Here is a 23,211-nt window from a genome sequence, read left to right as displayed (position 1 = left end):
TGACGGTGCCGTGACCACCCGGTGGCTGCCGCATGCTTTCGCACGCCGCTGCGCGACGCAAGTCCCGCCCCGGCACGCTCCTTGCTGAATGGGTATCGGCCGCTCGATCGATGCGGTTTTTTCGACTCACCCACTCAACAAGGAGACACATCATGCAATGGACCACCCCGGCCTATACCGACCTGCGTTTCGGTTTCGAAATCACGATGTACATCGCCAACCGTTGATCGACGCGCGCTGTGCCGCCCGCATCGACGGACACGATGCGGGCGGCACCGGGAGCATACGCAGATGAAGATCAAGATACTCGGCTCGGGCGCCGGCGGCGGACTGCCGCAATGGAACTGCAACTGCGGCAACTGCCGTCGCGCGCGGGCCGGCACCGACGGCATCGTGCCGCGCACGCAATCGTCGATCGCCGTCAGCGGCGACGGCGTCGACTGGGTGCTGGTGAATGCGTCGCCGGACATCCTCGCGCAGCTGCGCGCCGCCCCCGACCTGCAGCCGGCTCGCGCGATCCGCGACAGCGCGATCGTCGCCGTCGTGCTGTGCGACGCGCAGATCGATCATGTGACGGGCCTGCTGATGCTGCGCGAACGCACGTCGCCGCTGCCGCTGTATGCGAGCGCGCCGGTGCTCGACGACCTGTCGACCGGGCTGCCGCTCGTGCCGCTGCTCGGCCACTATTGCGGCGTCGACGTTCACACGATCGCACCGGGCGAACCGTTCGCGATACCGGGCGCCGGCGGCATCCGCTTCACCGCCGTGCCGGTCGACAGCAAGCCGCCGCCTTATTCGCCGCGCCGGGAGGCGAGCGTGCCGGGCGACAACATCGCACTCCTGATCGAGGATACGACGAGCGGCCGACAGGCGTTCTATGCGCCGGGGCTCGCCGACGTCGACGACGGCGTGCGCGCCGCGATGCGCGACGCCGACCTCGTGCTGGTGGACGGCACGTTCTGGACCGGCACGGAGATGATCGACCTCGGCCTGTCGTCGAAGCACGCGGCCGACATGGGGCATCTCGAGCAGTGCGGCGACGCGGCGCGGCCGGGCATGATCGACCGCCTTCGGCTGTTGCCGACGCACACGCGCAAGGTCCTCACGCACATCAACAACACGAATCCGATTCTCGACCCCGGTTCCGCGCAGCGCGCGCAATTGCGCGAGCACGGCATCGAGGTCGCCCACGACGGCATGCAATTCGAGGTCTGACCATGAACGCACCGATTCCCGCCGCGGCGCTGCACGCGACGCCCTGGAGTGCGCAGGAGTTCGAGGCGCGCCTGCGCGCGCTCGAATCGCGCTATCACATCCACCATCCATTCAACCGCCGCCTGAATAGCGGCGCGTGTTCACCGGCGCAGATTCGCGGCTGGGTCGCGAACCGCTTCTACTATCAGATCAGCATTCCGCTGAAGGACGCGGCGATCCTGTCCAATTGCCCGGATCGCGACACGCGCCGGCTGTGGGTCGAGCGGATTCTCGACCACGACGGTCACGGCGGCCAGGAAGGCGGGATCGAGGCATGGGCGCGGCTCGGCGAGGCGGTCGGCATCGAGCGCGCGGAGTTGTGGTCGCTCGAGCATGTGCTGCCCGGCGTGCGGTTCGCGGTCGACGCCTACGTCAATTTCGCGCGGCGCGCGCCGTGGCAGGAGGCCGTGTGCTCGTCGCTGACCGAGATGTTCGCGCCGCAGATCCACCTCGACCGGCTCGCGGGCTGGCCGTCCCACTATCCGTGGATCGAGGCGGCCGGGCTGCAGTATTTCCGCAGCCGCGTGCCGCTCGCGCAGCGCGACGTCGAACACGGGCTCGCGGTGACGCTGAACCATTTCACGACACCGGACGCGCAACGGCGCGCGCTCGACATCCTGTCGTTCAAGCTGGATGTGCTGTGGTCGATTCTCGATGCGATTGAAAAGGCGTATCCCGCATGAACTCCAACGACGCCGTCAGCGGCGTGCCGCTGCGCCCCTCGCTGAGGGGCATGTACCGCCTGCAATGGGAGGCGGCCCAGGATGCGTACGTGCTCCTGTATCCGGAAGGCATGGTCCGGCTCAACCCGAGCGCGGGCGAGATCCTCGCGCGCTGCGACGGCACGCGCGAGCTCGACGACATCATCGACGAACTCGAGCGGCTGTTCAGCACGTCGGACCTTGCGTCGGACGTCTATCGCTTCCTCGATCATGCGCGACTGCGCGGCTGGCTCGACTGACTCGACTGACATGGACATGACCCCACCCCCGAACCGGCCGTCCGCGCCGCTTTGGCTGCTTGCCGAGCTCACATACCGCTGTCCGCTGCACTGCGCGTTCTGCTACAACCCCGTCGATTTCGCGACGCACGGCGCGGAGCTCGATACCGACGCATGGCGCACGGTGATCAGCGACGCGCGCGCGCTCGGCGCCGCGCAGATCGGCTTTTCCGGCGGCGAACCGCTGCAGCGCGGCGACCTGGAGGTGCTGGTCGAGCATGCGCGGTCGCTGGGTTTCTATACCAACCTGATCACGTCGGGCGTGGGCCTGAATGCCACGCGCATCGACCGGCTCAAGGCGGTCGGGCTCGATCATATCCAGCTGTCGCTGCAGGATTCGACGCGCGAGCTGAACGACTTCCTGACCAGCACGCGCACCTTCGACCTCAAGCGCGGCGTCGGGCGGCTGATCAAGTCGCACGGCTATCCGATGGTGCTGAACTGCGTGCTGCATCGGTACAACCTGCCGCACGTCGGCCAGATCATCGAGATGGCGCTCGACCTCGGCGCGGATTTTCTCGAACTCGCGAATACGCAGTACTACGGCTGGGCGATGCTGAATCGCGACCAGCTGATGCCGACCGCCGAACAACTGCGCGAAGCGGAGGAAACGGTCAACCGCTACCGCAAGCTCGTCGGCGAACGGTGCAAGATCCTGTTCGTCGTGCCCGACTACTTCGAGCAGCGGCCGAAGGCCTGCATGAACGGCTGGGGCTCGGTGTTCCTCGGCGTCGCACCGGACGGCACCGCGCTGCCGTGCCATGCCGCGCGCGGATTGCCCGGTCTCGTGCTGCCGAACGTGCGTGACCGGTCGCTGAAGGACATCTGGTACGAAAGCGACGCGTTCAACGCGTTTCGCGGTGACGGCTGGATGCGCGACCCGTGCCGCACCTGTGACGAGCGCCATGCGGATCATGGCGGGTGCCGATGCCAGGCGTACATGCTGGCCGCCGATCCGGCGCAGGCCGATCCGGTCTGCGCGAAGTCTCCGCATCACGGCCGGGTCGAGCAGGCCGTGCAGTTCGCGCGACGGGCAGGGCGACAGGACGAGCGTCCGCTGATCTTTCGCAGTGCTGCGAATTCTGTCGGGCGATGAGCGGCGCGAGCCGCTGCATCGGGCACGTCACTTTCTTGACTTCCTCGACGATCAACGCACCGCCTGTTCGAGCAACGCCGCGAACGCGGCCTCGTCCACGCGCAGCCCTCGCGGCGAGCGGCGTACCTCCAGCGCCGCGAGCATCCCGGCCTCGAACGCATCGAGCACCGCCGGGTGGATGTAGCAGCGCCGGCATACGGCCGGCGTGTTGCGCAATATGTCGGCGACGGCCCGCACCGTCTCGACGATCTGCTTGCGCGCCTGCGTGACGTCCTCATGCGGGATGCGCCGCAGCAACGCCAGCGCCTGAACGCTGCCCGCCCAGGTCCGGTAATCCTTCGCGGTGAACTCCGCGCCCGCCGCCTCGCGCAGATAATCGTTCACGTCGGACGAGCCGATCGAATGACGTGCGCCGTCGTCGTCCACATACTGGAACAACTCGTGCCCGGGCAACTCCGCGCAGCGCCGCACGATCCGGCCGACGCGCGGATCTTCCACGGTCACGTCATGCTCGATGCCGCTCTTGCCCGTGAAGCGCAGGCGAACCTGTCCCGGCCGGATCGTCACGTGGCGCTTGCGCAGTGTGGTGAGCCCGTACGACGCGTTCTCGCGTGCGTATTCGGCGTTGCCGATCCGCGCGAGCGTCGTGTCGAGCAGCCGGACGATCGTCGCGACGATCTTGTCGCGCGGCATCCCGGGCAGTGCCAGATCACGCGCGACGCGCGTGCGGATGCGCGGCAGTGCGCGGGCGAAGGCCGCCATCCGCGCGTACTTGTTCGCGTCGCGCGTCTCGCGCCACTGCGGGTGATAGCGATACTGCTTGCGCCCGCGCGCATCTCGCCCGGTCGCCTGCAAGTGGCCGCGCGGGTCCATGCAGATCCAGACGTCGGTATACGCCGGCGGAATCGCGAGCGCATCGATGCGGGCGATTTCGTCGGCGTCGCGGATCCGGACGCCGTCCTGCGTGTAGTACGCGAAGCCGTGACGCAACCGCCGGCGCGTGTAGCCGGGATGCCGGTCGTCGACATGGCGCAGCGGCGCGGCCGAACGATCGCCGGTTTCGGTGCCGGAGCCGCGCCGGGACGCGCGCTTCTTCATGGCGCGAGGCGCCAGCGGACGAGCGTTTCCATGTGCGGCGTTCGGGGGTTCACGCACGGCGGGCATCGTCGTTCTCCTTGTTGTCGGAGCGGCCGTCGCGGGGCGCGAACGGCGCTTGCAAGGGCGACAGCAAGATCCGTGCGCCGCCGCCGGATACGCCGCCCCATCGACGTCGAAGCGGTCGGGGCAGGCAAAGATAAGCGCTAGGTGTTTATACGTATGCCGATATCGATATCGCTTCAATCCAATATTTCATTGGAAGGTTATCGGACTTGTTTCTAGACTGATCCGGGGCGTACATACCGGGCCGACCGCACGCGCCGGCCGGCACCGCCCGAACCGCGTCCGCGCCACGCAGAACCACAACAGCACGGCACCGCGCCAGGCCGGGCCGCGACATACAACGACATCATCGGAGACGGACCATGACATTCATCAGGAAGCTGACGGCCGGTGCGCTCGTCGCCGCGGCGACGGTATTCGCGTCGGGCGCGCACGCGCAGCAAAAGCCGATCACGCTCGGGTTCTCGCAGGTCGGCGCGGAAAGCGCGTGGCGCACCGCGAACACCGTGTCGGTGAAGAGCGCGGCGAAAGATGCCGGCATCAACCTGAAATTCTCGGACGCGCAGCAGAAGCAGGAGAACCAGATCCGCGCGATCCGTTCGTTCATCGCGCAGAAGGTCGACGTGATCGCGTTCTCGCCGGTCGTCGAGTCGGGCTGGGAGCCGGTGCTGACCGAAGCGAAGGCGGCCCATATTCCGGTGATCCTGACCGATCGCGGCGTCGACGTGAAGGATCCGTCGCTGTACGTGACGATGATCGGTTCCGACTTCCTCGAGGAAGGGCGGCGCGCCGGCCACTGGATGGAAGAGCGCTTCAAGAACGACGCGGGCCCGATCAACATCGTCGAGCTGCAGGGCACGGTCGGCTCCGCACCGGCCAACGACCGCCGCGCGGGCCTGCTCGAAGTGATCAAGAACAATCCGAAGTTCAAGGTGATCGCGTCGCAAAGCGGCGACTTCACGCTCGCCGGCGGCAAGCAGGTGATGGAAGCGTTCGCGAAGACGTACGGCAAGCAGATCAACGTCGTCTACGCGCACAACGACGACATGGCGCTCGGCGCGATCCAGGCGATGGAAGAGGCCGGCATCAAGCCCGGCAAGGACGTGAGCGTCGTGTCGTTCGACGCGACCAAGGGCGGCTTCCAGGCGATGGTGGCCGGCAAGATCAACGTCGACGTCGAATGCAGCCCGCTGCTCGGCCCGCAGCTGATGACCGCGGTGAAGGACGTGGTCGCCGGCAAGCAGTTGCCGAAGCGCATCGTCACGAACGAGACGGTGTTCCCGATGAGCGTCGCGGCGCAGGTGCTGCCGACCCGCAAGTACTGAGTCCCGGCGGACGCGGGCGGCGGCGCGGCTGCCGCCGTCCGTCGTCCGCCTCGAATCGAGGGCGATCCATGACGAATCCGCCGGTGGTCGAGATGATCGGCATCGACAAGGCGTTCCCGGGCGTGAACGCGCTGCAGCGCGTGAACTTCCGGTTGTTTCCGGGCGAAATTCATGCACTGATGGGCCAGAACGGCGCGGGCAAGTCGACGCTGATCAACGTGCTGACCGGCGTGCATGCGCACGACGCGGGCGAGATTCGCGTCGGCGACGCGCCGGTGCGGTTCGCCGCGCCGCGCGAGGCCGAGGCGGCCGGGATCCAGACGCTGTACCAGGAAGTGAACCTGTGCGCGAACCTGTCGGTCGCCGAGAACATCTTCGCGGGCCGGCAGCCGATGCGGCGCGGCGCGATCGACTGGAAGACGATCCATGCGCGGGCGCGCGATGCGCTCGCCGAGCTCGACCTGTCGCTCGACGTCACGCGTTCGCTCGACGCGTATCCGATCGCGGTGCAGCAGATGGTCGCGATCGCGCGGGCCGTGTCGGTCGATGCGCGCGTGCTGATTCTCGACGAACCGACGTCGAGCCTCGACGACGGCGAGGTCGCGCGGCTCTTCGACGTGCTGCGCCGACTGAAGGCGTCGGGGATGGCGATCCTGTTCGTCACGCACTTTCTCGAACAGACCTATGCGGTGTCCGACCGGATCACCGTGATGCGCAACGGCGAGCGCGAGGGCGAGTATCTCGCGCGCGACCTGCCGGTCGACATGCTCGTCGCGAAGATGACCGGCCGCGAACCGATGTCCGGCACGCTGCAAGCGGGCGCGGCGGCGGTGCAGCGCGACGCCGACGCGGCCGCGCCGTTCCTGTCGATGCAGCAGGCCGGCCGGCGCGGGATGATGAGCCCGCTCGATCTCGACGTGCGGCCCGGCGAAATCGTCGGGCTGGCCGGGCTGCTCGGCTCGGGGCGCACGGAAACCGCGCGGCTCGCGTTCGCGGCCGAGCGCACCGACACCGGCGCGATCGAGATCGACGGCACGCGCAAGCGGCTCGCGTCGCCACACGATGCCGTTCGCAACGGGATCGCGTATTGCCCGGAGGATCGCAAGAAGGAGGGGATCGTCGCGGCGTTGTCGATCCGCGAGAACATCGTCCTCGCGCTGCAGGCTCGGCGCGGCTGGTGGCGGCTGATCAGCCGCGCGCGCCAGCGCGAACTCGCGGAGACGTACATCGCGCGGCTCGGCATCAAGGCGCGCGACGCGGAGCAACCGATCGGGCTGCTGTCCGGCGGCAACCAGCAGAAGGTGCTGCTAGCGCGCTGGCTCGCGACGGAGCCGAAGCTGCTGATCCTCGACGAGCCGACGCGCGGCATCGACGTCGCCGCGAAATTCGACATCATGGAGCGCGTGCTCGCGCTGTGCGCGCAGGGGCTCGCGATCCTGTTCATCTCGTCGGAGATCAGCGAAGTGGTGCGCGTGAGCCACCGGATCGCGGTGCTGCGCGATCGCCGCAAGGTCGCCGAACTGACCGGTGCCGAGGCGTCGGAGGAACACGTGTATCAACTGATCGCGGGAGGCCGGTCATGATCCGGTTACGCACGTTGCTTCGCCATCCGCTCGTGTGGCCGGTGCTGACGCTCGCGCTGCTGTTCGCGCTCGACGTCGCGTATCGGCCGGGCTTCCTGTCGATCGCGGTGCTCGACGGCCACTTGTTCGGCGCGCCGATCGACATCCTGAATCGCGCGGCACCGCTCGTGATCGTGTCGCTCGGCATGACGCTCGTGATCGCGACGCGCGGGATCGACATCTCGGTCGGCGCGATCGTCGCGATCGCCGGCGCGGCCGCGGCGATCGTGCTCGACGGCGATCCGACGCGGGTCGGCACGGCGCTGGCCGCCGCGCTCGGCGTCGGGTTGCTCGCGGGCGCATGGAACGGCGTGCTCGTCGCGTTCGTCGGGATGCAGCCGATCATCGCGACGCTGATCCTGATGGTCGCCGGACGCGGCATCGCGCAGTTGCTGACCGGCGGACAGATCATCCCGATCGGCGCGCCGGGCTACCTCGAACTCGGCGGCGGCTATCTCGCGGCCGTGCCGTGCTCGGTCTGGATCGCGATCGCGACGATCGCGGCGACCGCGCTGCTGGTGAACCGCACGGCGCTCGGCCTGTTCATCCGCGCGATCGGCGTGAATCCGGTCGCGACGCGGCTCGTCGGGCTGCGCGCGGGGGCGGTCGTGTTCGGCGTCTATCTGTTCTCGGGCGTGATGTCGGCGCTCGCCGGCATCCTCGCCAGTTCGAACGTGCGCAGTGCCGACGGCAACAACGCGGGGCTGCTGCTCGAACTCGACGCGATCCTCGCGGTGACGCTCGGCGGCACGTCGCTGCTCGGCGGCCGCTTCAGCCTCGCGGGCTCCGTGCTTGGCGCGCTGATCATCCAGACGCTCACCTACACGACTTATTCGATCGGCGTGCCGCCGGAGGCGACGCTCGTCGTGAAGGCGCTCGTCGTGATCGTCGTGACGCTGATCCAGTCGGACGCGGCGCGCGCGCTGGTGATCCAGCATGCGTCGCGGCTGCTGTCTTCCACCCGTTCGCGCACCACCACCGGAGCCACGCCGCGATGAACCGATTCTTCGCACGGTTTACCGACCCGCGCACGCTGCCGATCGTCGTGACGATCGTGCTGTTCGTCGCATTGTTCAGTTTCGGGTCCGTGATGTACACGGGCTTCTTCTCGATGCAGGTGCTGACCGGGCTGCTCGTCGACAACGCATTCCTGCTGATCGTCGCGATCGGGATGACGTTCGTGATCGTGTCGGGCGGCATCGACCTGTCGGTCGGCTCTGTCGTTGCATTGACAACGATCTTCTGCGCGGTCGGCGCCGAACGATTGCACTGGCCCGTCTGGGCGATCGTCCCGCTCGTGCTCGTGTTCGGCGCGCTGTACGGCGCGGCGATGGGCGCGTTGATTCATTACTTCCGGTTGCAGCCGTTCATCGTCACGCTCGCCGGGATGTTTCTCGCGCGCGGCGCATGCTTCCTGATCACGACGCAGTCGATCACGATCAACGAGCCGACCTTCCATGCGCTCGCGGGCATCAGCGTGCCGGTCGGCGGCGGGACGCTGAGCGCGGGCGCGCTGATCGCGCTCGCGACGCTGGCCGCCGCGATCTACGTCGCGCATTTCACGCGCTTCGGCCGCAACGTGTATGCGGTAGGCGGCAACGAGCGATCGGCGCTGCTGATGGGGTTGCCGGTCGCGCGCACGAAGGTCGGCGTGTATGCGCTGAGCGGCTTCTGTTCGGCGCTCGGCGGCGTGGTGTTCACGCTGTACGTGCTGTCCGGCTACGGGCTGCAGGCGCAGGGGATGGAGCTCGACGCGATCGCCGCGACCGTGATCGGCGGCACGCTGCTCACGGGCGGGGTGGGGTATGTGATCGGGTCGGTGTTCGGCGTCGGTATTCTCGGCACGATCCAGGTGCTGATCACGTTCGACGGCACGCTGAGTTCGTGGTGGACGCGGATCGTGATCGGCGCGCTGCTGTGCGTGTTCTGTCTGCTGCAGCGGGTCATCGAGCGGCACGCGGCGCGGCGGCGTAGCGGTGGGACCGGGCTCGATCCGAAGCGGCGGAAGCGCGATGCCGCGCAGGTGACGCCCGCCGCGCCGCGTGACGATGCGGCGCTCGGTTCGACGATGCGCAGGTTGTTGCGTCTGCAACGTTCGGCGTGATGCCGGCGCGCCTTTGGCGGGCTTCTTCGTTGGCCGGCATCGCTTGCTGCGTCGCCGTTGGTGGCTGTCAACGGCGCATCGGCGCGGCCGCCAGCCGCGTTTGACCGATTCGCGAATGCGCATTGCGCAACCGCGACGCGAGCGTTGCAGTCACGCCGGCCCGGCCATGTCGGGTTCCACGTCGAACGACGCATCCGCGATGCCCGTGTGCTTCAGCGACTCGGCGAGTCGTTCGATCGCCGGCAGATCCAGCGCGTCCAGGCGCTCGCGCATCGCCTGCATGAACGCGGCATGCCGTGGTGCATGCGCGTGGTGCCCGAGCCATTCCTCGATATCGGTGAGGCGGCCTTCGCTCGCGAGCACGGCCAGCTCGTCGAGCGCGTCGGCAGGCGGACAGCGCATCGCGTGTGCATCCGGCACGGGCCCGGTTGGATCGGCGGATTCGGCGGCGCGTACGAGCGCCGACGCCGGGATCATCGCGCGGCCGATCGCGGGCGCCACGATCTGGAACGTGAACGACGTGCCGACCCCCGGCTGGCTCGATACGGCCAGCTCGCCGTGCATCGCGCCGACGATCCGCTGCGCGATGAACAGGCCGAGCCCGGTGCCGCCGTTCACCGCCTGCACCTGCTGGTATGCACGGAAGATGTCGGTGGTCTTGTCGATGTCGATGCCGATTCCGGTGTCGGCGACTTCGAACACGATCCGCCATGCATCGCCTTCCGGATACGCGCCGACCGACAGCGTGACCGTGCCGTCGCACGTGAACTTCGACGCGTTCGACAGCAGGTTGAGCAGCACTTGCTGCAGCCGAATGCCGTCGATCGACAGCTTGCGCGGCAACGGCGTCAGCGGCCGGTAGACGAACCGGTTGTCCTGCTGGGAACACAGCGCGACCGCATAGTCGCCGATGTCGTTCAGCAGGCCGGGCAGGTCGGTCGCGTGCGGCGAAATGCCGAGCGGCTGCAACTCCGCCTTCGTGTATTGCAGCAATTCGTCGATCAGCGTGAGCTGGTAGCGGATGCTGCGGTCGATCGAGCGGATCAGCCGCGCCTGGCTGCGCGTCGCGCCTTGCAGCAGCAGCTTCGCGTAGCCGTTGATCGTCGACAGCGGCGCGCGCAGGTCGTGGCTCACGTAGCCGAGCGTCTCGATCTTCTGCTGCATGTGCATGCGAACCTGTTGCAGCGCGTCGTTGAGCGCGACCGTGCGCTTCGCGACTTCGTCGCGCAGACGATCCTGTTCGGTGAGCTGCCAATGCTCGAGGCGCTTGCGTGCTTCGGTGCGCTGACGGCCCACGTGGTTGATCCACGCGGCCAGCACGAGCAGGTGCGTGGCGAGACCGATGATCGCGATGACGGGGTTCGGGTAGATGTCGGACTTGAGCCAGAACAGCCAGGCCGGGATTGCGTCCTTGCCGTCGAGAATGCGGATCACCATGTTGAAGCTCGCGAACGCGATCGCGATCAGCATCACGCGGCCCGTCGGCGTCCGGCGAATCGCGAGCGTCAGCGCGAGGGTGAGGTTCACGATCGCCAGCACGGTGTTCAGCCGCAGGCAGAACCACGTAAACGTGAGGAGGTCGCCGCATGCGGCCCCGGCGATGCCCGCGCACTCGAGCGCGATGAATCCCGCGTAGATCGCGCGGAACGGGATGCGTGCCTTCTCGCGACGGGCGACCGTCAGGATGAACGCGATGAAGCACACGACCGACAGGTAGACGAAGATCACCTCGCCGCGCGCCGACCATTCGCGCGCGGCGGGCCACAAATACAGCGCGGTGTAGCCGCGGTAGGTTGCCTCGAACAGCGTCGTGTTCAATGCGAGCATCGCCAGCACGACGAACATGCCGCTGCGCGAGAAGAAGCCGATCAGCAGCGCACACCACACGAGCGCGAGCAGCCCGCCGAGAAAGCCGAAGTTCCACATGGTCGCGTGCAGCTCGTGGGCCTGCCATGCGTCGCGCGTGAAGGCGCGCGGCGCGAGCCGCAGTTCCTTGCGCGACGTGATGCGGATCAGGACCGGCAACCGTTCGCCCGGGCGCAGCGTCGCATCGAGCACCGGATACCGGGACGCCGGCCGGCTCATGCCGTTTTCGTCGGCCGGGAAGCGGCCGGCGAGCGTCCACGTGCCGCCGTGCCCGACGTAGAAATCGGCGCGGTCGACGCGTGCGTCGCGGATCGCCAGCACCAGCGGCTGTTCGACGCGGTCGCGGTTGACCAGCGTCGCGCCGACCCACCACGCGGAGCGTGAGAATTCGATGTTGAACGACGGTCGCGCCGCCGCGGCAGCACGACGTTGAGGCTCGGCGAGCCGTGCGGCGGCCTGGTCGACGGACAACTGCGTGCCCGGATCCTCGAGCAACGAGACCGCGTCCAACTGTGCGGGGTTTTCCGTCGCGGCGGCCCGGTGTGTCGCGCAGGCGAGCACCAGTGCCGTCAGCAGCAGCACCATCGCGTGCCAGCCCGAGGTTCGACGCCTATGCATCGCGCGGGCAGTCATGCGACGGCGGCGGAACATCGACCGTCGGCCGCTGACGCCGCCAGTCCGACGGCGTGATGCCGAACCGTTCGCGAAACGCAGTCGCGAAATTGCCCGGCGTCGAGAAGCCGATCTCCTCGGCGATGTCGCCGATGCCCATCGACGTCTCGGCGAGAAAGTGCTTCGCGGCGCGAAGCCGCGTGTCGCGCAGGTATTCGAATACGGTCTGGCCGAGATGATCGCGGAACACGCGTGACAGCCGTTTTTCGTGCGTGCCGACCTGTCTCGCGAGTTCGTCGAGCCCGGGCGGGTTGCGCAGCTCGCGCAGCAGGATGTCGCTTGCCGCGCGCACCAGCGCGGCGTCGGGGTGGTCGGGCAGCTTGGGCAGATGCGCGAACGGCTGGCTGCGTCGCGCCCGTTTCAGATGATTGCGGATCCGTGCAATGACCTCGACCGGTTCGAACGGCTTCACGATGTAGTCGAGCGCACCGGTTTCGAGCCCCGCGATGCGATCCTGGAGATCGCTCGCGGCAGTCAGGATGATGACGGGAATGTTCTGCGTCGACGGCGTCGAGGCCAGCAGCCGGCACGCGGCGAAGCCGTCCATGCGCGGCATCCGCACGTCCATCAGGATCAGGTCGGGCGCGATCGCCTGCGCACGGTGATAGGCCTGCAGACCATCGAACGCGACGCTGATCCGGCAGCGCGCGGAACGCAGGATCTCCGTCAGGAGCCGCAGGTCGTTCGGTCGGTCATCTACGACGAGAATGTGTGCGCCAACGAGATCCGGCGTGACGCGGAGCGACGCCGGACTGGACGAGCGGGATGACATGGTTGCGAACGCGAAGGGAGGGTAGGCCGGGGTCGGAATCGATGCATCTATATGCACGATTGTTGCGAAAAATTATATGCCGACAACAAAGTCGTCGGTGAGGATTCCGTGCGGTCCGTGGGGGCATGTCTGACATGGCCGAGCGGGCGCATGGCCGCTCCGAACGGTTCGGCGAAAAAGGGAGCGGAAAAACTTTCCGGATTGCCGATCGAATATCGGTTTTTATTTCCGTGTGATTCCTTATAAAAATGGCGTGGCCCGAATAATGATTTTGAACGAATTATGTCGTTGCCATGCCCGAATTCGGTGCTGGTCGATTTCATCAATTCATTGCCTCGTAATGGAAATCTTATCGATGGCGGGTTGAAATTACTTTCATATTTAAATTTTCAGCCCGGCGGGCTTGTATGAATGTAAATATCGTCCGCTCTGGAAAAGCATTTTTCCGCCCGGGAAAAGGTTTGGTCTGACGAACCCCGGCACACTAGGCTGGAGGCGGATGAAATCGGTTCTGGATGACCAGCGAATTCACCGCAAACGTTTTGCCGTCGCCGACTTTTTCGGGGCGCAATATTCAATGTGACATTGCATGCTGTCAATCTCATATTCCGGGATTGCAGCGGTGTGACGGAAACCGGCACGAGGGTAATAAAAACTTCATCATTCTTCGAATGTACCGATGTAACAAGGTGCATCGGTGAATGCAGAAGTCGATGCGAGTTTGACACATCAGGCAGCAAGAAATCGTCAAAGAAAGTCAGTCGATAAATGGAATGAAGGGGTCATCCGGCCAGTCGGCGGTATTTCCGGAAATCCGGAATGTCCGGCGGTGGCCTGGATGTAAAAAGGGGTGAGCAGGTACGCGTCGATCGCCGGGCAGTTCGATCCTTCGAACGGCGGTCGCGCGATACCGCTGTCGATCAGACGGGCACGAGAAGACATGAACATCAAAGGCATGGCAGATCAACGCACCGGTTCGCTCGAACCGGTGTCGGCTGTCAGCGTTCGCGATCCTGCGGCGCATGCGTCAACCCACGGGGCCGCACGGCGGCATCCGCCTCCCGAATGAACCAGGGCGGCCGGTCTGCAGGTCAGGCCGGCCGCTTCCATCCGGCGTCTGAACGACGCCTCCTCATGAGATTCGACGTCGCCGCGGGTCCGGCGCGACGGTGTCCGCACGCGTTCGTTTCGCGGGCGCGGGGCGCGTCGCGCCGTCGCCTGGCCCAGCGATGTCGGTGTCCGTGAGTCGATAACCCGCGATCGTCGCCGCGCCGCGTGTCCGATTGGCACGAGCGGTGTGCGGTCGTGCGATCGCGACAGCGGTCGCGAGTGTCGTGCGGGGCCATTCGCAATCAAGTTAGTCGTACGAAGTGAAGCAATGGAGCGGTGCGAGGCGACGGGCGCGCGTGCATGGATGCGCGCTTCGTTTGCCGTCGCGTTCGCTGTCGCGTGATTCAGCACACGAAAACCGAGGGAAAACGAGATGAACAAGTCGTTCAAGTCGATCTGGAACGAAGCACTGGGGGCGTGGGTCGCGGCGTCCGAGCTCGATCGCGCGCGAGGCAAGCGCGTGGTGTCGTCGAGACGTGCGGATGCGCATGCGGCACCGGACGCTGGCGCTGGCACGACAGTGCTGGCGGGGCTGTCGCCGCGGCGAATTGCGACGGTGGTCGCGGCCGCGTATCTCGGCTTGTTCCAGGCGGGCGCCCACGCGCAGTATTCGGCGGGGGGCGGCTCCGCGACCGGCGGCGCGAGTTCGATCGCCGTCGGTAACGGTTCGGTCGCCACGCAGGTGAATTCCACCGCGTTCGGCAACCTGTCCACGGCGACGGGCGTTTCTGCCACGGCGATCGGCCCGGGCGCGCACGCCATTGCCGACGGTTCGACATCCGTCGGCATCAATTCTCAGGCAACCGGCGTCAACAGCGTGGCGATGGGCGTGCAGGCGATCGGCTCCGGCAACTATTCGGTCGCGATCGGCAACCTGTCGAGCTCGACCCAAAGCGGCTCGGTGGCGATCGGCAGCGGTGCGTCGGCGATCGGCGTGTCCGCGATCGGGCTCGGGAACAATGCGACGGCCTCCGGTCAATACGCGGCCGCGCTCGGCCTCGGATCGGTCGCGTCGGGGGCGCAAGCCGTCGCGCTCGGTTTTTCGTCAAACGCCACGAATACGGGCTCCGTCTCGCTCGGCAATCAGTCGACGAGTTCGGGCGCGGCCGGCGTAGCCGTGGGCAGCGGCTCGCTCGCTTCCGGCAATTCGGCCGTGGCCATGGGCGTGAACAGCGGCGCGAAGGGCACGTCGTCGATCGCCATCGGCTGGGGCGGCACGGCAGGCGTGCCGGGGTCGGGCGCGCAATCGCTCGGCACCAGTTCGATCGCGATGGGCTCGAATACCTCGGCGGGCGCCGACAATGCGCTGGCGTTCGGCCTGAACGCGAATGCGTCGGGCCTCAGCTCGATCGCGATGGGCGTGCAGTCGACCGCGACGCAGCAGTTCGGCGTCGCGCTCGGCAATCTCGCGCTCGCGACGGGCATATCGGGCACCGCGCTGGGCGCCGGCGCGACGGCGTCTGCCGTGAATGCGACGGCGATCGGTATCAACAGCGTGGCGGCGGCGGGTGCCACGGTCGCAATCGGCGCCAGCAACTCCGTCGCGGCGGCGGCGGGCGCGGGCTCGATCGCCGGCGGGAACAACTCGCAGGTCCTGAGCGGCACCGGCGCCGTCGCGCTCGGCGAAGGTCAGACCGTGAGCGGCAACGGCGCGGTCGCCATCGGCGATCCGAGCACCGCGATCGGCACCGGCGCGGTGACGATGGGCTCGAACAACACCGCGAACGGCAACGGCGCGGTGGCGATCGGCAATTCGAACAACGCGCAGGGCGTCGGCTCCATCGCGCTCGGCAATACGTCGACGGCGGCAGCGGCGGGCGCAGTGGCGTTCGGCGCGTCGGCCGTGGCGAACAACGCCAACGATGTCGCGCTCGGTTCCGGCTCGGTGACAGCCGCGCCGAATCCGACGGCGTCCGCGACGATCGGCGGCGTCACGTACAGCTTCAACGGCGTCAATCCGACCAGCGTCGTCAGCGTCGGCGCGGCGGGCAGCGAGCGCCAGATCACCAACGTCGCGGCCGGGCGCATCAGTTCGTCGAGCACGGACGCGATCAACGGGTCGCAGCTCGATGCGACGAACCTGGCGGTGACGTCGCTGTCGACGTCGACGCTGTCGAGCATCACGTCCTTGTCGACCTCCACGTCGACGGGCTTGTCGTCGGCGAACAGCGCGATCACGTCGTTGTCCACGTCGACCTCGACCGGGATCAGTTCGCTTTCCACGGGCCTGAGCTCGACGAACAGTTCCGTCGCGTCCCTGTCGACCTCCACGTCGACGGGCATCAGCTCGCTGTCGACCGGCCTGAGTTCGACCAACAGTACGATCACGTCGCTGTCGACGTCGACCTCGACCGTCGCCGGTTCACTGTCCACCGGCTTGAGTTCGACGAACAGCAATCTGACCTCGCTGTCGACTGCCACGTCCACGAGCATCGGATCACTGTCGACGGGCCTGAGCTCGACGAACAGCACGATCACGTCGCTGTCGACCTCGACGTCGACCACCATCGGCTCGCTGTCGACCGGCCTGTCGAGCACGAACAGCAACCTGACGTCGCTGTCGACCGCCACGTCGACGAGCATCGGGTCACTGTCGACGGGCTTGAGCTCCATCGTGAACAACAACACCAACCTCGGCAACAGCACGGCCGGCGCGATCGGCGGCGGGGCCACCTACGATCCGACGACCGGCACGATCTCGGCGCCGTCGTACGTGACGTACAACAGCGACGGCTCGACGACGATCAACAACAACGTCGGCTCCGCGGTCGACAACATCAACGCGCACGGCATCAAGTACTTCCACGCGAACTCGACCGCGCCGGACAGCCAGGCGCTCGGCGTCGACAGCGTGGCGATCGGGCCGAACGCCATTTCTCGGGTCGACGGCAGCATCGCACTCGGCTCGGGTTCGGTGGCCGACCGCGCGACGGTGCCGGCGTCCGGGACCATCCGCAACGGCACCGCGTCGATCCCGTTCAACACGACGGACCAGACGCTGCTCGGCGCGGTGTCGGTCGGCGACGCGACCAGCAGGACGTATCGCCAGATCACCAACGTCGCGGACGGCACGGGCCAGCAAGACGCGGTCACGGTGCGGCAGCTTGCCGGCGCATTGCAGTCGTTCGCGGTCACGGGCCAGAAATACTTCCACGCGAATTCGACGGCGGCGGATTCGCTGGCCGTCGGCGCGGAATCGGTCGCGGTGGGGCCGACGACGGTCGTCAACGGCGACAACGGCGTCGGCATCGGCAACGGCGCGATCGTCGATGCGACCGCGCCGGGCGGGATCGCGATCGGGCAGGCGGCGAGTTCCGCGCAGGCCGACGCGATCGCACTCGGCAGCGGTGCGACGGCGACCGGCGCGCAGTCCGTCGCGCAGGGCGCGAATGCGGCGGCGGTCAGCGTGGGCAGCGTCGCGCTCGGTTCCGGTGCGCGCAGCACCGCGACCGACGCCCTCGCGCTCGGCGCCGGCGCGTCGGCGACGTTCGCCAACAGCGTGGCGCTGGGCGCCGGTTCGCTGACGACAGTCGGCGCGCTGACGAACTACGTTGCATACGGCCTGAGCAGCCCGCAGTCGTCGGCCGGCGAAGTGAACGTCGGCAACCGGCAGATCACGGGGCTCGCCGCCGGCAAGAACGGCACGGACGCGGTGAACGTGTCGCAGCTCGACTCGGTCGCGAACCAGCTGACGACGCTCATCGACAAGCGCACGACCAATCTCGGCGGTTCCTACACGTCGAACCCGTCCGGCGGCAACGTGCCGCCGGGGCCGTCAGGCTCGAACTCGTCGGCCGGCGGCTCGGGCGCGGTGGCTTCCGGTTCGAACAGCACGGCCGTCGGCAACGGGTCGACGGCGTCCGGCAGCGGCTCGACCGCGCTCGGCGTCGGGGCGACTTCGTCGGGCAGCAATTCGGCGGCGGTCGGCGCGGGCAGCAACGACGGCGGCCGCTCGAACGTCGTCGCGGTCGGCTCGGCGGATTCGGCGCGGCAAGTCGTCAACGTCGCGGCGGGCACGCAGGGCACCGACGCGGTGAACGTGAACCAGCTGAATGCGGTATCGAACCAGTTCACGCAATCGCTGAACACGGTCAACAACCAGCTCACGCAGATGCAGCAGCAGATCCAGCAGACCGATTCGATGGCGCGCGAGGGGATCGCCGCGACCGCTGCGATGGCGTCGATCCCGCACATGGACCGCGATTCGAACTTCGCGATGGGTGTCGGCACGGCGTCGTTCCAGGGCCAGAAGGCCATGGCGGTCGGCGTGCAGGCCCGCATCACGGAGAACCTGAAGGCGACGCTGAACGGCGGTTTCGCCGGCAGCCAGCGCGTCGTCGGCGCGGGCATGCTGTATCAGTGGAAGTGATCGCGCGCGGCGGTTCGTTCCGGCACGCGTTGCCGGGGCGGACCGCGCCGAGCGCAAACGCATGCGCATGCGGCCGCGCCATCGCGCCGCATGCGCCGTGCCCAACGCATTTTCGGAGTCCTCAAGTGAAAAACATCCATCTTGCCTTGCTGGCGTCCGTCGTGTCCCTCGCAGCCTGTTCGAGCGCGTCGGGGCCGACGTACAACGCATACGAACTGCAGTCGCGAAACGGTATCCGGACGTTCCAGGTCGACTGCCACGGCATCCTGTCGACCGCGAAGACCTGCATGAAGGTCGCAACGCGCATGTGCGGCAACGAGCCCGTGCGCCTGGTCGATTCCACGACGCCGTTCCGCGACGGCGCCGATCCGCACTCGATCGCGTTCCAGTGCGGCGCGGCGCCCGCGCCGGCCGCCGCGGCCGTTGCGCCGGCACCTGCTCCGGTCGAGAAAGTGAGCCTCACCGGCGATGCGTACTTCGCGACCGACTCCGCGGTGCTCTCGCCGGCCGCGCGTGCGGAGCTCGACACGTTGCTGAACCGGCAAGGCGACAGGCATTTCTCGCGTGTCGAAGTGGACGGCTATACCGATGCGACCGGCCCGGAGGCGCACAACCAGGCGCTGTCGAAGCGCCGCGCCGATGCGGTCGCCGCGTATTTGCGAGAGCGCGGGCTGAAGGCGGATTCGTTTGAAGCGACCGGTCACGGCGAAGCCGATCCGGCCGCCTCGAACGATACGGCCGAGGGACGGGCGCGCAATCGCCGGGTGGAAATCTCGTTGCAGCGGTAAGGCGCGGCACGCGGGTTGCCGCGGGCGTGGCCGTCGAAACCGGATGGCTCGCTCGCGGCAGCGGCGCTCGTCGCGGAAACGGGCCGAGGAGGCAGGAACTGCCGCCGAATCGAGCACATACAATGGAGGCGTCCGTCGGCACGCGCTTCGCCATCGCTTCGGTGGCGAGCAAACCGCTCCACCCGCGACCCTCCAAGGCCACCATGGAAATCAAATGGATCGAGGATTTCCTCGCGCTCGCGCAATATCAAAGCTTTTCCCGCGCGGCTGAATTCCGCAACGTCACGCAATCGGGCTTCAGCCGCCGCATCCAGTCGCTCGAGCAATGGATCGGCGCCGAACTGATCGACCGCAGCAGCTTTCCGCCGGTGCTGACGCCGGCGGGGCGCCTGTTTCGCGAAACGGCCGAGGACGTGCTCAGCCGCCTTTACGACACGCGCGCCATCATCCGCACGGAGCAGCGGATCGGCGGCAAGAGCCTGCAGATCGCCGCGGGCCACACGATCGCGCTGAGTTTCCTGCCGACCTGGCTCAAGGCGCTCGCCCCGCATTTCGGCGAAGTGCGGGCGCGCGTCATTCCGACCAATGTCCACGACTCGATCCTGATGCTCGTCAACGGCAACTGCGAGTTGATGTTCGCGTACCACCATCCCGAGCTTCCGCTCCATCTCGATCCGGCGAAGTACGAGCACCTGACCGTCGGCATCGACACGTTGATGCCGGCGTGCCGGCCGAACCGGCGATCGGCGCCGGCGTTCCGGCTTCCCGGCACGAGGCAGAATCCGCTGCCGCTGATTTCCTATACGGAAACCAGCTATTTCGGCCGGTGCCTCGCGCTGCTGCTCGGCCGTGCGCCGGACGCGCCGGCCTTGCAGCTGCATTACGAATCCGACATGGCCGAGGTACTGAAGAAGCTCGTGATGGAGGGCGAGGGCGTCGCGTGGCTGCCCCGCAGCGCGATCGCCGCCGAACTGGCGGCCGGCGACCTCGTGCCGGCAGGCCCGGCGGTGTGGAACCTGGAAATCGAACTGCGCGTGTATCGCGACGTGTCCAATCGCAGCGAATTCCTCGACACGCTCTGGCAGCACCTGCGCGCGGCGCCTTCCCGTCTCGGCTGAGCAGGGTTTTCCCGCCTTATGCGGGGCTCGCATACGGCCATGTTGCACCAGCATCACGGTTTTTCCGGCCGTCCCTACCATTCGTTCCAACGGCACATGTGACGCGTGATCCGCGTCGCACGGCCTTCTTCGCAGCGCTCGCCGCATTCCCACGGCCGGGTGCCATCCAAGGACGAATGGACATGAAAAATCGCCTTACCTTCAGCATCGCAGTCGGCATGATCCTCGGTGTCGTCGCCGGCTATGCGTGTCACGCCAATATCGCGGACCCGGCCACGCTCAAGACGATCGCCGGCTATTTCTCGATCGTCACCGACATCTTCCTGCGCCTGATCAAGATGATCATCGCGCCGCTGGTGTTCGTGACGCTCGTGTCCGGCCTCGCCGGCATGGACAGCGGCGAAGACGTCGGCCGCATCGGCCTGCGCTCGATCGGGTGGTTCGTCTGCGCGTCGCTGATTTCGTTGAGCCTCGGCCTCGTCATGGCCAATGCGCTGCAGCCTGGCGCCGGCCTGAACCTCACGGCGGGCGCGGGCGAGGTCGGCACCGGGCTGAACACCGCCGCACTGAACGCCCGGGACGTGATCACGCATGCGTTCCCGACCAGCCTGCTCGACGCGATGGCGCGCAACGACATCCTGCAGATCCTGGTGTTCTCGGTCTTCCTCGGCATCGCGCTGAGTGCGCTGAAGCACGACAAGCGGGTCGGCGTCGTGATCCGGTCGATCGACGGGATGGTGCCGGTGATGCTGCGCCTGACGAACTACGTGATGCGCGCGGCGCCGCTCGGCGTGTTCGGCGCGATCGCGTCGTCGGTCGCGCTGCGCGGGCTCGATGTGATCTACACGTATGGGAAGCTGATCGGCGCGTTCTATCTCGGCCTGCTCGTCCTGTGGGCGATCCTGATCGGCGTCGGCTACGCGTTTCTCGGACGGCGCGTCGGGTGCCTGCTGAAGGCCGTGCGCGAACCCGCGCTGATCGCGTTCTCGACCGCCAGCAGCGAGGCCGCCTATCCGCGCCTGACCGAGCAGCTCGAACGGTTCGGCGTCGACAAGAAGGTGGTGGGCTTCACGCTGCCGCTCGGTTATGCGTTCAACCTCGACGGCTCGATGATGTATCAGGCGTTTGCCGCCATCTTCATCGCGCAGGCGTTCGGCGTGCACATGCCGCTGTCGGAGCAGGTGTTCATGTTGCTGGTGCTGATGTTGAGCAGCAAGGGGATGGCGAGCGTGCCGCGCGGCTCGGTGGTCGTGGTCGCGGCGGTCGCGCCGATGTTCCATCTGCCGGTGGCCGGCGTCGCGATGGTTCTCGCGATCGACCAGATCCTCGACATGGGCCGCACGATGACGAACGTGATCGGCAACAGCGTCGCGACGGCGGTGATCGCGAAGTGGGAGAGCCGGCGGTCCGCGAAATCGCAGGACGCCGTATTCGAGCAGCCGGAGCTGAACGCATGATGCACGCGGATATCGTGAATGCACGGCGGAAATTCGGCGTCGTCGGCGGTCTCGGGCCGCTGGGGAGCGCCGACGTGTTCTTCAAGATGGTGAAGGCGACGCCTGCATCGTCCGACGAGGAGCACGCCGAAATGATTTTCGAGCAATACCCGTTCAAGGGCTCGGGATCGGGCAGCGCGGCGACGATCGAACGCAAGCTGTACGTGTTCGACATGATCCGTGCGTTCGAGAAGCGCGGCGTGACGACGGTCGTGCTGCCGTGCTTTCTGAGCCACACGTTCATCGACGAGCTGAAGGCGAATACGCGCCTGCCGATCGTGGATATCGTCGAGGCCGTGCGCAGCCACGTGCGGCGCAAGTATCCCGACGCGACGCGCATCGGCGTGCTGGCGTCCGACTACGTGCGGGACAAGCGACTCTTCGACGCGTATTTCCCGTCGCCTCGGTTCGAAATCGTCCATCCGCGGATGCACGACGGAATCGACCTCGTGACCGAAGCCATCTACGGCGCCGACGGCATCAAGCGCGGCAACCTTCGCGGCCGGCCGGTCGAGCTGCTGCGCCGCGCGTGCGCGGACCTTGCCGATCAGGGCGTGCAGGTCATCGTCCCCGGCCTGACCGAGATCGCGCTGGTCGCGGATGAAATCGGCCCGCAGCGCGTGCCGCTCGTGGATTCGAACCTGGCGTATGCGCAGTACGCGGTGACCGGGCAGCCGGGGGCGCGCGCGGCGACGTTCAAGATCGGCGTGGTCGGCGGCGTCGGGCCGGCCGCGACGGTCGATTTCCTGGACAAGATCGTGCGCAATACGCCGGCGGCGCGCGATCAGGAGCACGTCAAGCTGCTGGTCGAACAGAATCCGCAGATTCCCGATCGCACCGAGAACCTGGTGGGCACCGGCGCGGACCCGACGATCTCGTTGTATGCGACCTGCAAGAAGCTCGAGGACGGCGATGCCGACCTCATCGCGATTCCGTGCAACACCGCGCATGCATTCGTCGAGCGGATTCAGCCGTACCTCGGCATTCCGATCGTCAACATGTTGACGGTCACGGTTGCTCACCTGCGCGACACGTATCCGGCGCTGAAGGAGGTCGGTGTGCTCGCGACGACCGGCACGATCGAAAGCGGTGTCTACGAGAAGGCGCTGGCGTCGCAAGGACTCCGGCAAGTCGCGCCGAAGCCCGCGTTGCAGGCGCGCGTGATGGAAGCGATTTACGGGAGGCAGGGCGTCAAGGCCGGCTTCACGACCGGGCAGTGCCAGGACGATATCGGCGCCGCCATCGAGGCGCTGATGGCCGAGGGCGTGCGCGTGATCGTGCTCGGCTGCACGGAATTGCCGATCCTGCTTCCGGGCGGTGAATATGTCGCGCGGAACGGGCATCGGGCGACGCTCGTCGACCCGACCGACGTGCTCGCCCGCACGTGCGTCGCCCATGCGACGGCGGGTGGCGGCTGAAGCGCATCGAGCCCGTGGCCGACGCCGACGGATCGTGTTG

19 protein-coding genes are annotated in these 23,211 nt (G+C 67.2%); 14 read left to right on the top strand and 5 right to left on the bottom strand.

Annotated elements, in window-relative coordinates; all coding sequences use genetic code 11:
- Positions 1 to 152 precede the first annotated feature (152 nt).
- The 5 genes from pqqA to pqqE all read left to right on the top strand — a co-directional run bounded on the left by pqqA (position 153) and on the right by pqqE (position 3,350).
- Complete coding sequence (gene pqqA / locus WS49_RS33555; protein ID WP_006410019.1) at positions 153 to 227, top strand: pyrroloquinoline quinone precursor peptide PqqA; 75 nt, start codon at positions 153 to 155, stop codon at positions 225 to 227.
- 64 nt (positions 228 to 291) lie between these two features.
- The gene (gene pqqB / locus WS49_RS13780) at positions 292 to 1,215 is read left to right on the top strand and encodes a pyrroloquinoline quinone biosynthesis protein PqqB (protein WP_059529197.1); all 924 of its coding nucleotides are present in this window, start codon (positions 292 to 294) and stop codon (positions 1,213 to 1,215) included.
- A 2-nt stretch (positions 1,216 to 1,217) separates the two neighbouring features.
- On the top strand, positions 1,218 to 1,937 hold the full coding sequence (pqqC, locus tag WS49_RS13775) for a pyrroloquinoline-quinone synthase PqqC (protein WP_059529194.1): 720 nt from the start codon (positions 1,218 to 1,220) through the stop codon (positions 1,935 to 1,937).
- A complete protein-coding gene (gene pqqD, locus WS49_RS13770) occupies positions 1,934 to 2,215 on the top strand; it encodes a pyrroloquinoline quinone biosynthesis peptide chaperone PqqD (RefSeq protein ID WP_006751646.1) in 282 nt (93 codons plus the stop codon). Before pqqC ends, pqqD begins: the two co-directional genes overlap by 4 nt.
- A gap of 16 nt (positions 2,216 to 2,231) precedes the next feature.
- The gene (gene pqqE / locus WS49_RS13765) at positions 2,232 to 3,350 is read left to right on the top strand and encodes a pyrroloquinoline quinone biosynthesis protein PqqE (protein WP_059529243.1); all 1,119 of its coding nucleotides are present in this window, start codon (positions 2,232 to 2,234) and stop codon (positions 3,348 to 3,350) included.
- A 51-nt stretch (positions 3,351 to 3,401) separates the two neighbouring features.
- Here the strand turns inward: pqqE and WS49_RS13760 are convergent, their stop codons facing one another.
- A complete protein-coding gene (locus WS49_RS13760; RefSeq protein ID WP_059529191.1) occupies positions 3,402 to 4,448 on the bottom strand; it encodes a DNA topoisomerase IB in 1,047 nt (348 codons plus the stop codon).
- A gap of 425 nt (positions 4,449 to 4,873) precedes the next feature.
- On the opposite strand from WS49_RS13760, the gene WS49_RS13755 reads away from it, so the two are divergent.
- The 4 genes from WS49_RS13755 to yjfF all read left to right on the top strand — a co-directional run bounded on the left by WS49_RS13755 (position 4,874) and on the right by yjfF (position 9,562).
- Positions 4,874 to 5,836: an ABC transporter substrate-binding protein gene (locus WS49_RS13755; protein ID WP_059529188.1), complete on the top strand. Its 963-nt coding sequence runs from the start codon at positions 4,874 to 4,876 to the stop codon at positions 5,834 to 5,836.
- Positions 5,837 to 5,904: 68 nt separating this feature from the next.
- Positions 5,905 to 7,419, top strand: a complete 1,515-nt coding sequence (locus WS49_RS13750; protein WP_059529185.1) for a sugar ABC transporter ATP-binding protein — start codon at positions 5,905 to 5,907, stop codon at positions 7,417 to 7,419.
- Complete coding sequence (locus WS49_RS13745; RefSeq protein ID WP_059529182.1) at positions 7,416 to 8,456, top strand: ABC transporter permease; 1,041 nt, start codon at positions 7,416 to 7,418, stop codon at positions 8,454 to 8,456. The genes WS49_RS13750 and WS49_RS13745 overlap by 4 nt, the downstream gene beginning before the upstream one ends.
- On the top strand, positions 8,453 to 9,562 hold the full coding sequence (gene yjfF, locus WS49_RS13740) for a galactofuranose ABC transporter, permease protein YjfF (protein ID WP_059529179.1): 1,110 nt from the start codon (positions 8,453 to 8,455) through the stop codon (positions 9,560 to 9,562). Before WS49_RS13745 ends, yjfF begins: the two co-directional genes overlap by 4 nt.
- 150 nt (positions 9,563 to 9,712) lie before the next feature.
- Here yjfF and WS49_RS13735 read toward each other — a convergent pair whose 3' ends face one another.
- The 4 genes from WS49_RS13735 to WS49_RS35005 form a co-directional block, all read right to left on the bottom strand.
- On the bottom strand, positions 9,713 to 12,046 hold the full coding sequence (locus WS49_RS13735; RefSeq protein ID WP_059529240.1) for a sensor histidine kinase: 2,334 nt from the start codon (positions 12,044 to 12,046) through the stop codon (positions 9,713 to 9,715).
- Complete coding sequence (locus WS49_RS13730) at positions 12,039 to 12,872, bottom strand: response regulator transcription factor (protein WP_059529176.1); 834 nt, start codon at positions 12,870 to 12,872, stop codon at positions 12,039 to 12,041. The genes WS49_RS13735 and WS49_RS13730 overlap by 8 nt, the downstream gene beginning before the upstream one ends.
- A gap of 47 nt (positions 12,873 to 12,919) precedes the next feature.
- Positions 12,920 to 13,195, bottom strand: a complete 276-nt coding sequence (locus WS49_RS35010; protein ID WP_156441393.1) for a hypothetical protein — start codon at positions 13,193 to 13,195, stop codon at positions 12,920 to 12,922.
- A 424-nt stretch (positions 13,196 to 13,619) separates the two neighbouring features.
- The gene (locus WS49_RS35005; protein WP_156441392.1) at positions 13,620 to 13,829 is read right to left on the bottom strand and encodes a hypothetical protein; all 210 of its coding nucleotides are present in this window, start codon (positions 13,827 to 13,829) and stop codon (positions 13,620 to 13,622) included.
- 526 nt (positions 13,830 to 14,355) lie between these two features.
- Here WS49_RS35005 and WS49_RS35000 point away from each other — a divergent pair.
- The 5 genes from WS49_RS35000 (at position 14,356) to WS49_RS13705 (ending at position 23,171) form a co-directional block, all read left to right on the top strand.
- Complete coding sequence (locus WS49_RS35000) at positions 14,356 to 18,351, top strand: YadA-like family protein (protein WP_059529173.1); 3,996 nt, start codon at positions 14,356 to 14,358, stop codon at positions 18,349 to 18,351.
- Between the two features lie 125 nt (positions 18,352 to 18,476).
- Positions 18,477 to 19,139, top strand: a complete 663-nt coding sequence (locus WS49_RS13720; RefSeq protein WP_059529238.1) for an OmpA family protein — start codon at positions 18,477 to 18,479, stop codon at positions 19,137 to 19,139.
- A 203-nt stretch (positions 19,140 to 19,342) separates the two neighbouring features.
- Positions 19,343 to 20,257 (top strand): LysR substrate-binding domain-containing protein, encoded by a 915-nt coding sequence (locus tag WS49_RS13715; protein WP_059529235.1) that lies wholly within the window; start codon positions 19,343 to 19,345, stop codon positions 20,255 to 20,257.
- 182 nt (positions 20,258 to 20,439) lie between these two features.
- Positions 20,440 to 21,714 (top strand): dicarboxylate/amino acid:cation symporter, encoded by a 1,275-nt coding sequence (locus WS49_RS13710; protein ID WP_059529230.1) that lies wholly within the window; start codon positions 20,440 to 20,442, stop codon positions 21,712 to 21,714.
- The gene (locus tag WS49_RS13705) at positions 21,711 to 23,171 is read left to right on the top strand and encodes an amino acid racemase (RefSeq protein ID WP_156441391.1); all 1,461 of its coding nucleotides are present in this window, start codon (positions 21,711 to 21,713) and stop codon (positions 23,169 to 23,171) included. The genes WS49_RS13710 and WS49_RS13705 overlap by 4 nt, the downstream gene beginning before the upstream one ends.
- Positions 23,172 to 23,211 lie beyond the last annotated feature (40 nt).

Origin of the sequence: Burkholderia sp. RF7-non_BP4 (genome assembly GCF_001521935.1) — a bacterium.
GTDB lineage: Bacteria > Pseudomonadota > Gammaproteobacteria > Burkholderiales > Burkholderiaceae > Burkholderia > Burkholderia diffusa.
Note: the sequence above shows the minus strand (reverse complement) of the source record. Positions and strands in the feature narration are given on the sequence as shown.

Bases quoted from the DNA above. Each gene is read 5' to 3' on its own strand.
- pqqB (WP_059529197.1), top strand. From the start codon at position 292: ATGAAGATCAAGATACTCGGCTCGGGCGCCGGCGGCGGACTGCCGCAA.
- pqqC (WP_059529194.1), top strand. From the start codon at position 1,218: ATGAACGCACCGATTCCCGCCGCGGCGCTGCACGCGACGCCCTGGAGT.
- pqqD (WP_006751646.1), top strand. From the start codon at position 1,934: ATGAACTCCAACGACGCCGTCAGCGGCGTGCCGCTGCGCCCCTCGCTG.
- pqqE (WP_059529243.1), top strand. From the start codon at position 2,232: ATGACCCCACCCCCGAACCGGCCGTCCGCGCCGCTTTGGCTGCTTGCC.
- WS49_RS13760 (WP_059529191.1), bottom strand. From the start codon at position 4,448: ATGAAGAAGCGCGCGTCCCGGCGCGGCTCCGGCACCGAAACCGGCGAT.
- WS49_RS13755 (WP_059529188.1), top strand. From the start codon at position 4,874: ATGACATTCATCAGGAAGCTGACGGCCGGTGCGCTCGTCGCCGCGGCG.
- WS49_RS13750 (WP_059529185.1), top strand. From the start codon at position 5,905: ATGACGAATCCGCCGGTGGTCGAGATGATCGGCATCGACAAGGCGTTC.
- WS49_RS13745 (WP_059529182.1), top strand. From the start codon at position 7,416: ATGATCCGGTTACGCACGTTGCTTCGCCATCCGCTCGTGTGGCCGGTG.
- yjfF (WP_059529179.1), top strand. From the start codon at position 8,453: ATGAACCGATTCTTCGCACGGTTTACCGACCCGCGCACGCTGCCGATC.
- WS49_RS13735 (WP_059529240.1), bottom strand. From the start codon at position 12,046: ATGCATAGGCGTCGAACCTCGGGCTGGCACGCGATGGTGCTGCTGCTG.
- WS49_RS13730 (WP_059529176.1), bottom strand. From the start codon at position 12,872: ATGTCATCCCGCTCGTCCAGTCCGGCGTCGCTCCGCGTCACGCCGGAT.
- WS49_RS35010 (WP_156441393.1), bottom strand. From the start codon at position 13,195: ATGAAATCGACCAGCACCGAATTCGGGCATGGCAACGACATAATTCGT.
- WS49_RS35005 (WP_156441392.1), bottom strand. From the start codon at position 13,829: ATGCCTTTGATGTTCATGTCTTCTCGTGCCCGTCTGATCGACAGCGGT.
- WS49_RS35000 (WP_059529173.1), top strand. From the start codon at position 14,356: ATGAACAAGTCGTTCAAGTCGATCTGGAACGAAGCACTGGGGGCGTGG.
- WS49_RS13715 (WP_059529235.1), top strand. From the start codon at position 19,343: ATGGAAATCAAATGGATCGAGGATTTCCTCGCGCTCGCGCAATATCAA.
- WS49_RS13710 (WP_059529230.1), top strand. From the start codon at position 20,440: ATGAAAAATCGCCTTACCTTCAGCATCGCAGTCGGCATGATCCTCGGT.
- WS49_RS13705 (WP_156441391.1), top strand. From the start codon at position 21,711: ATGATGCACGCGGATATCGTGAATGCACGGCGGAAATTCGGCGTCGTC.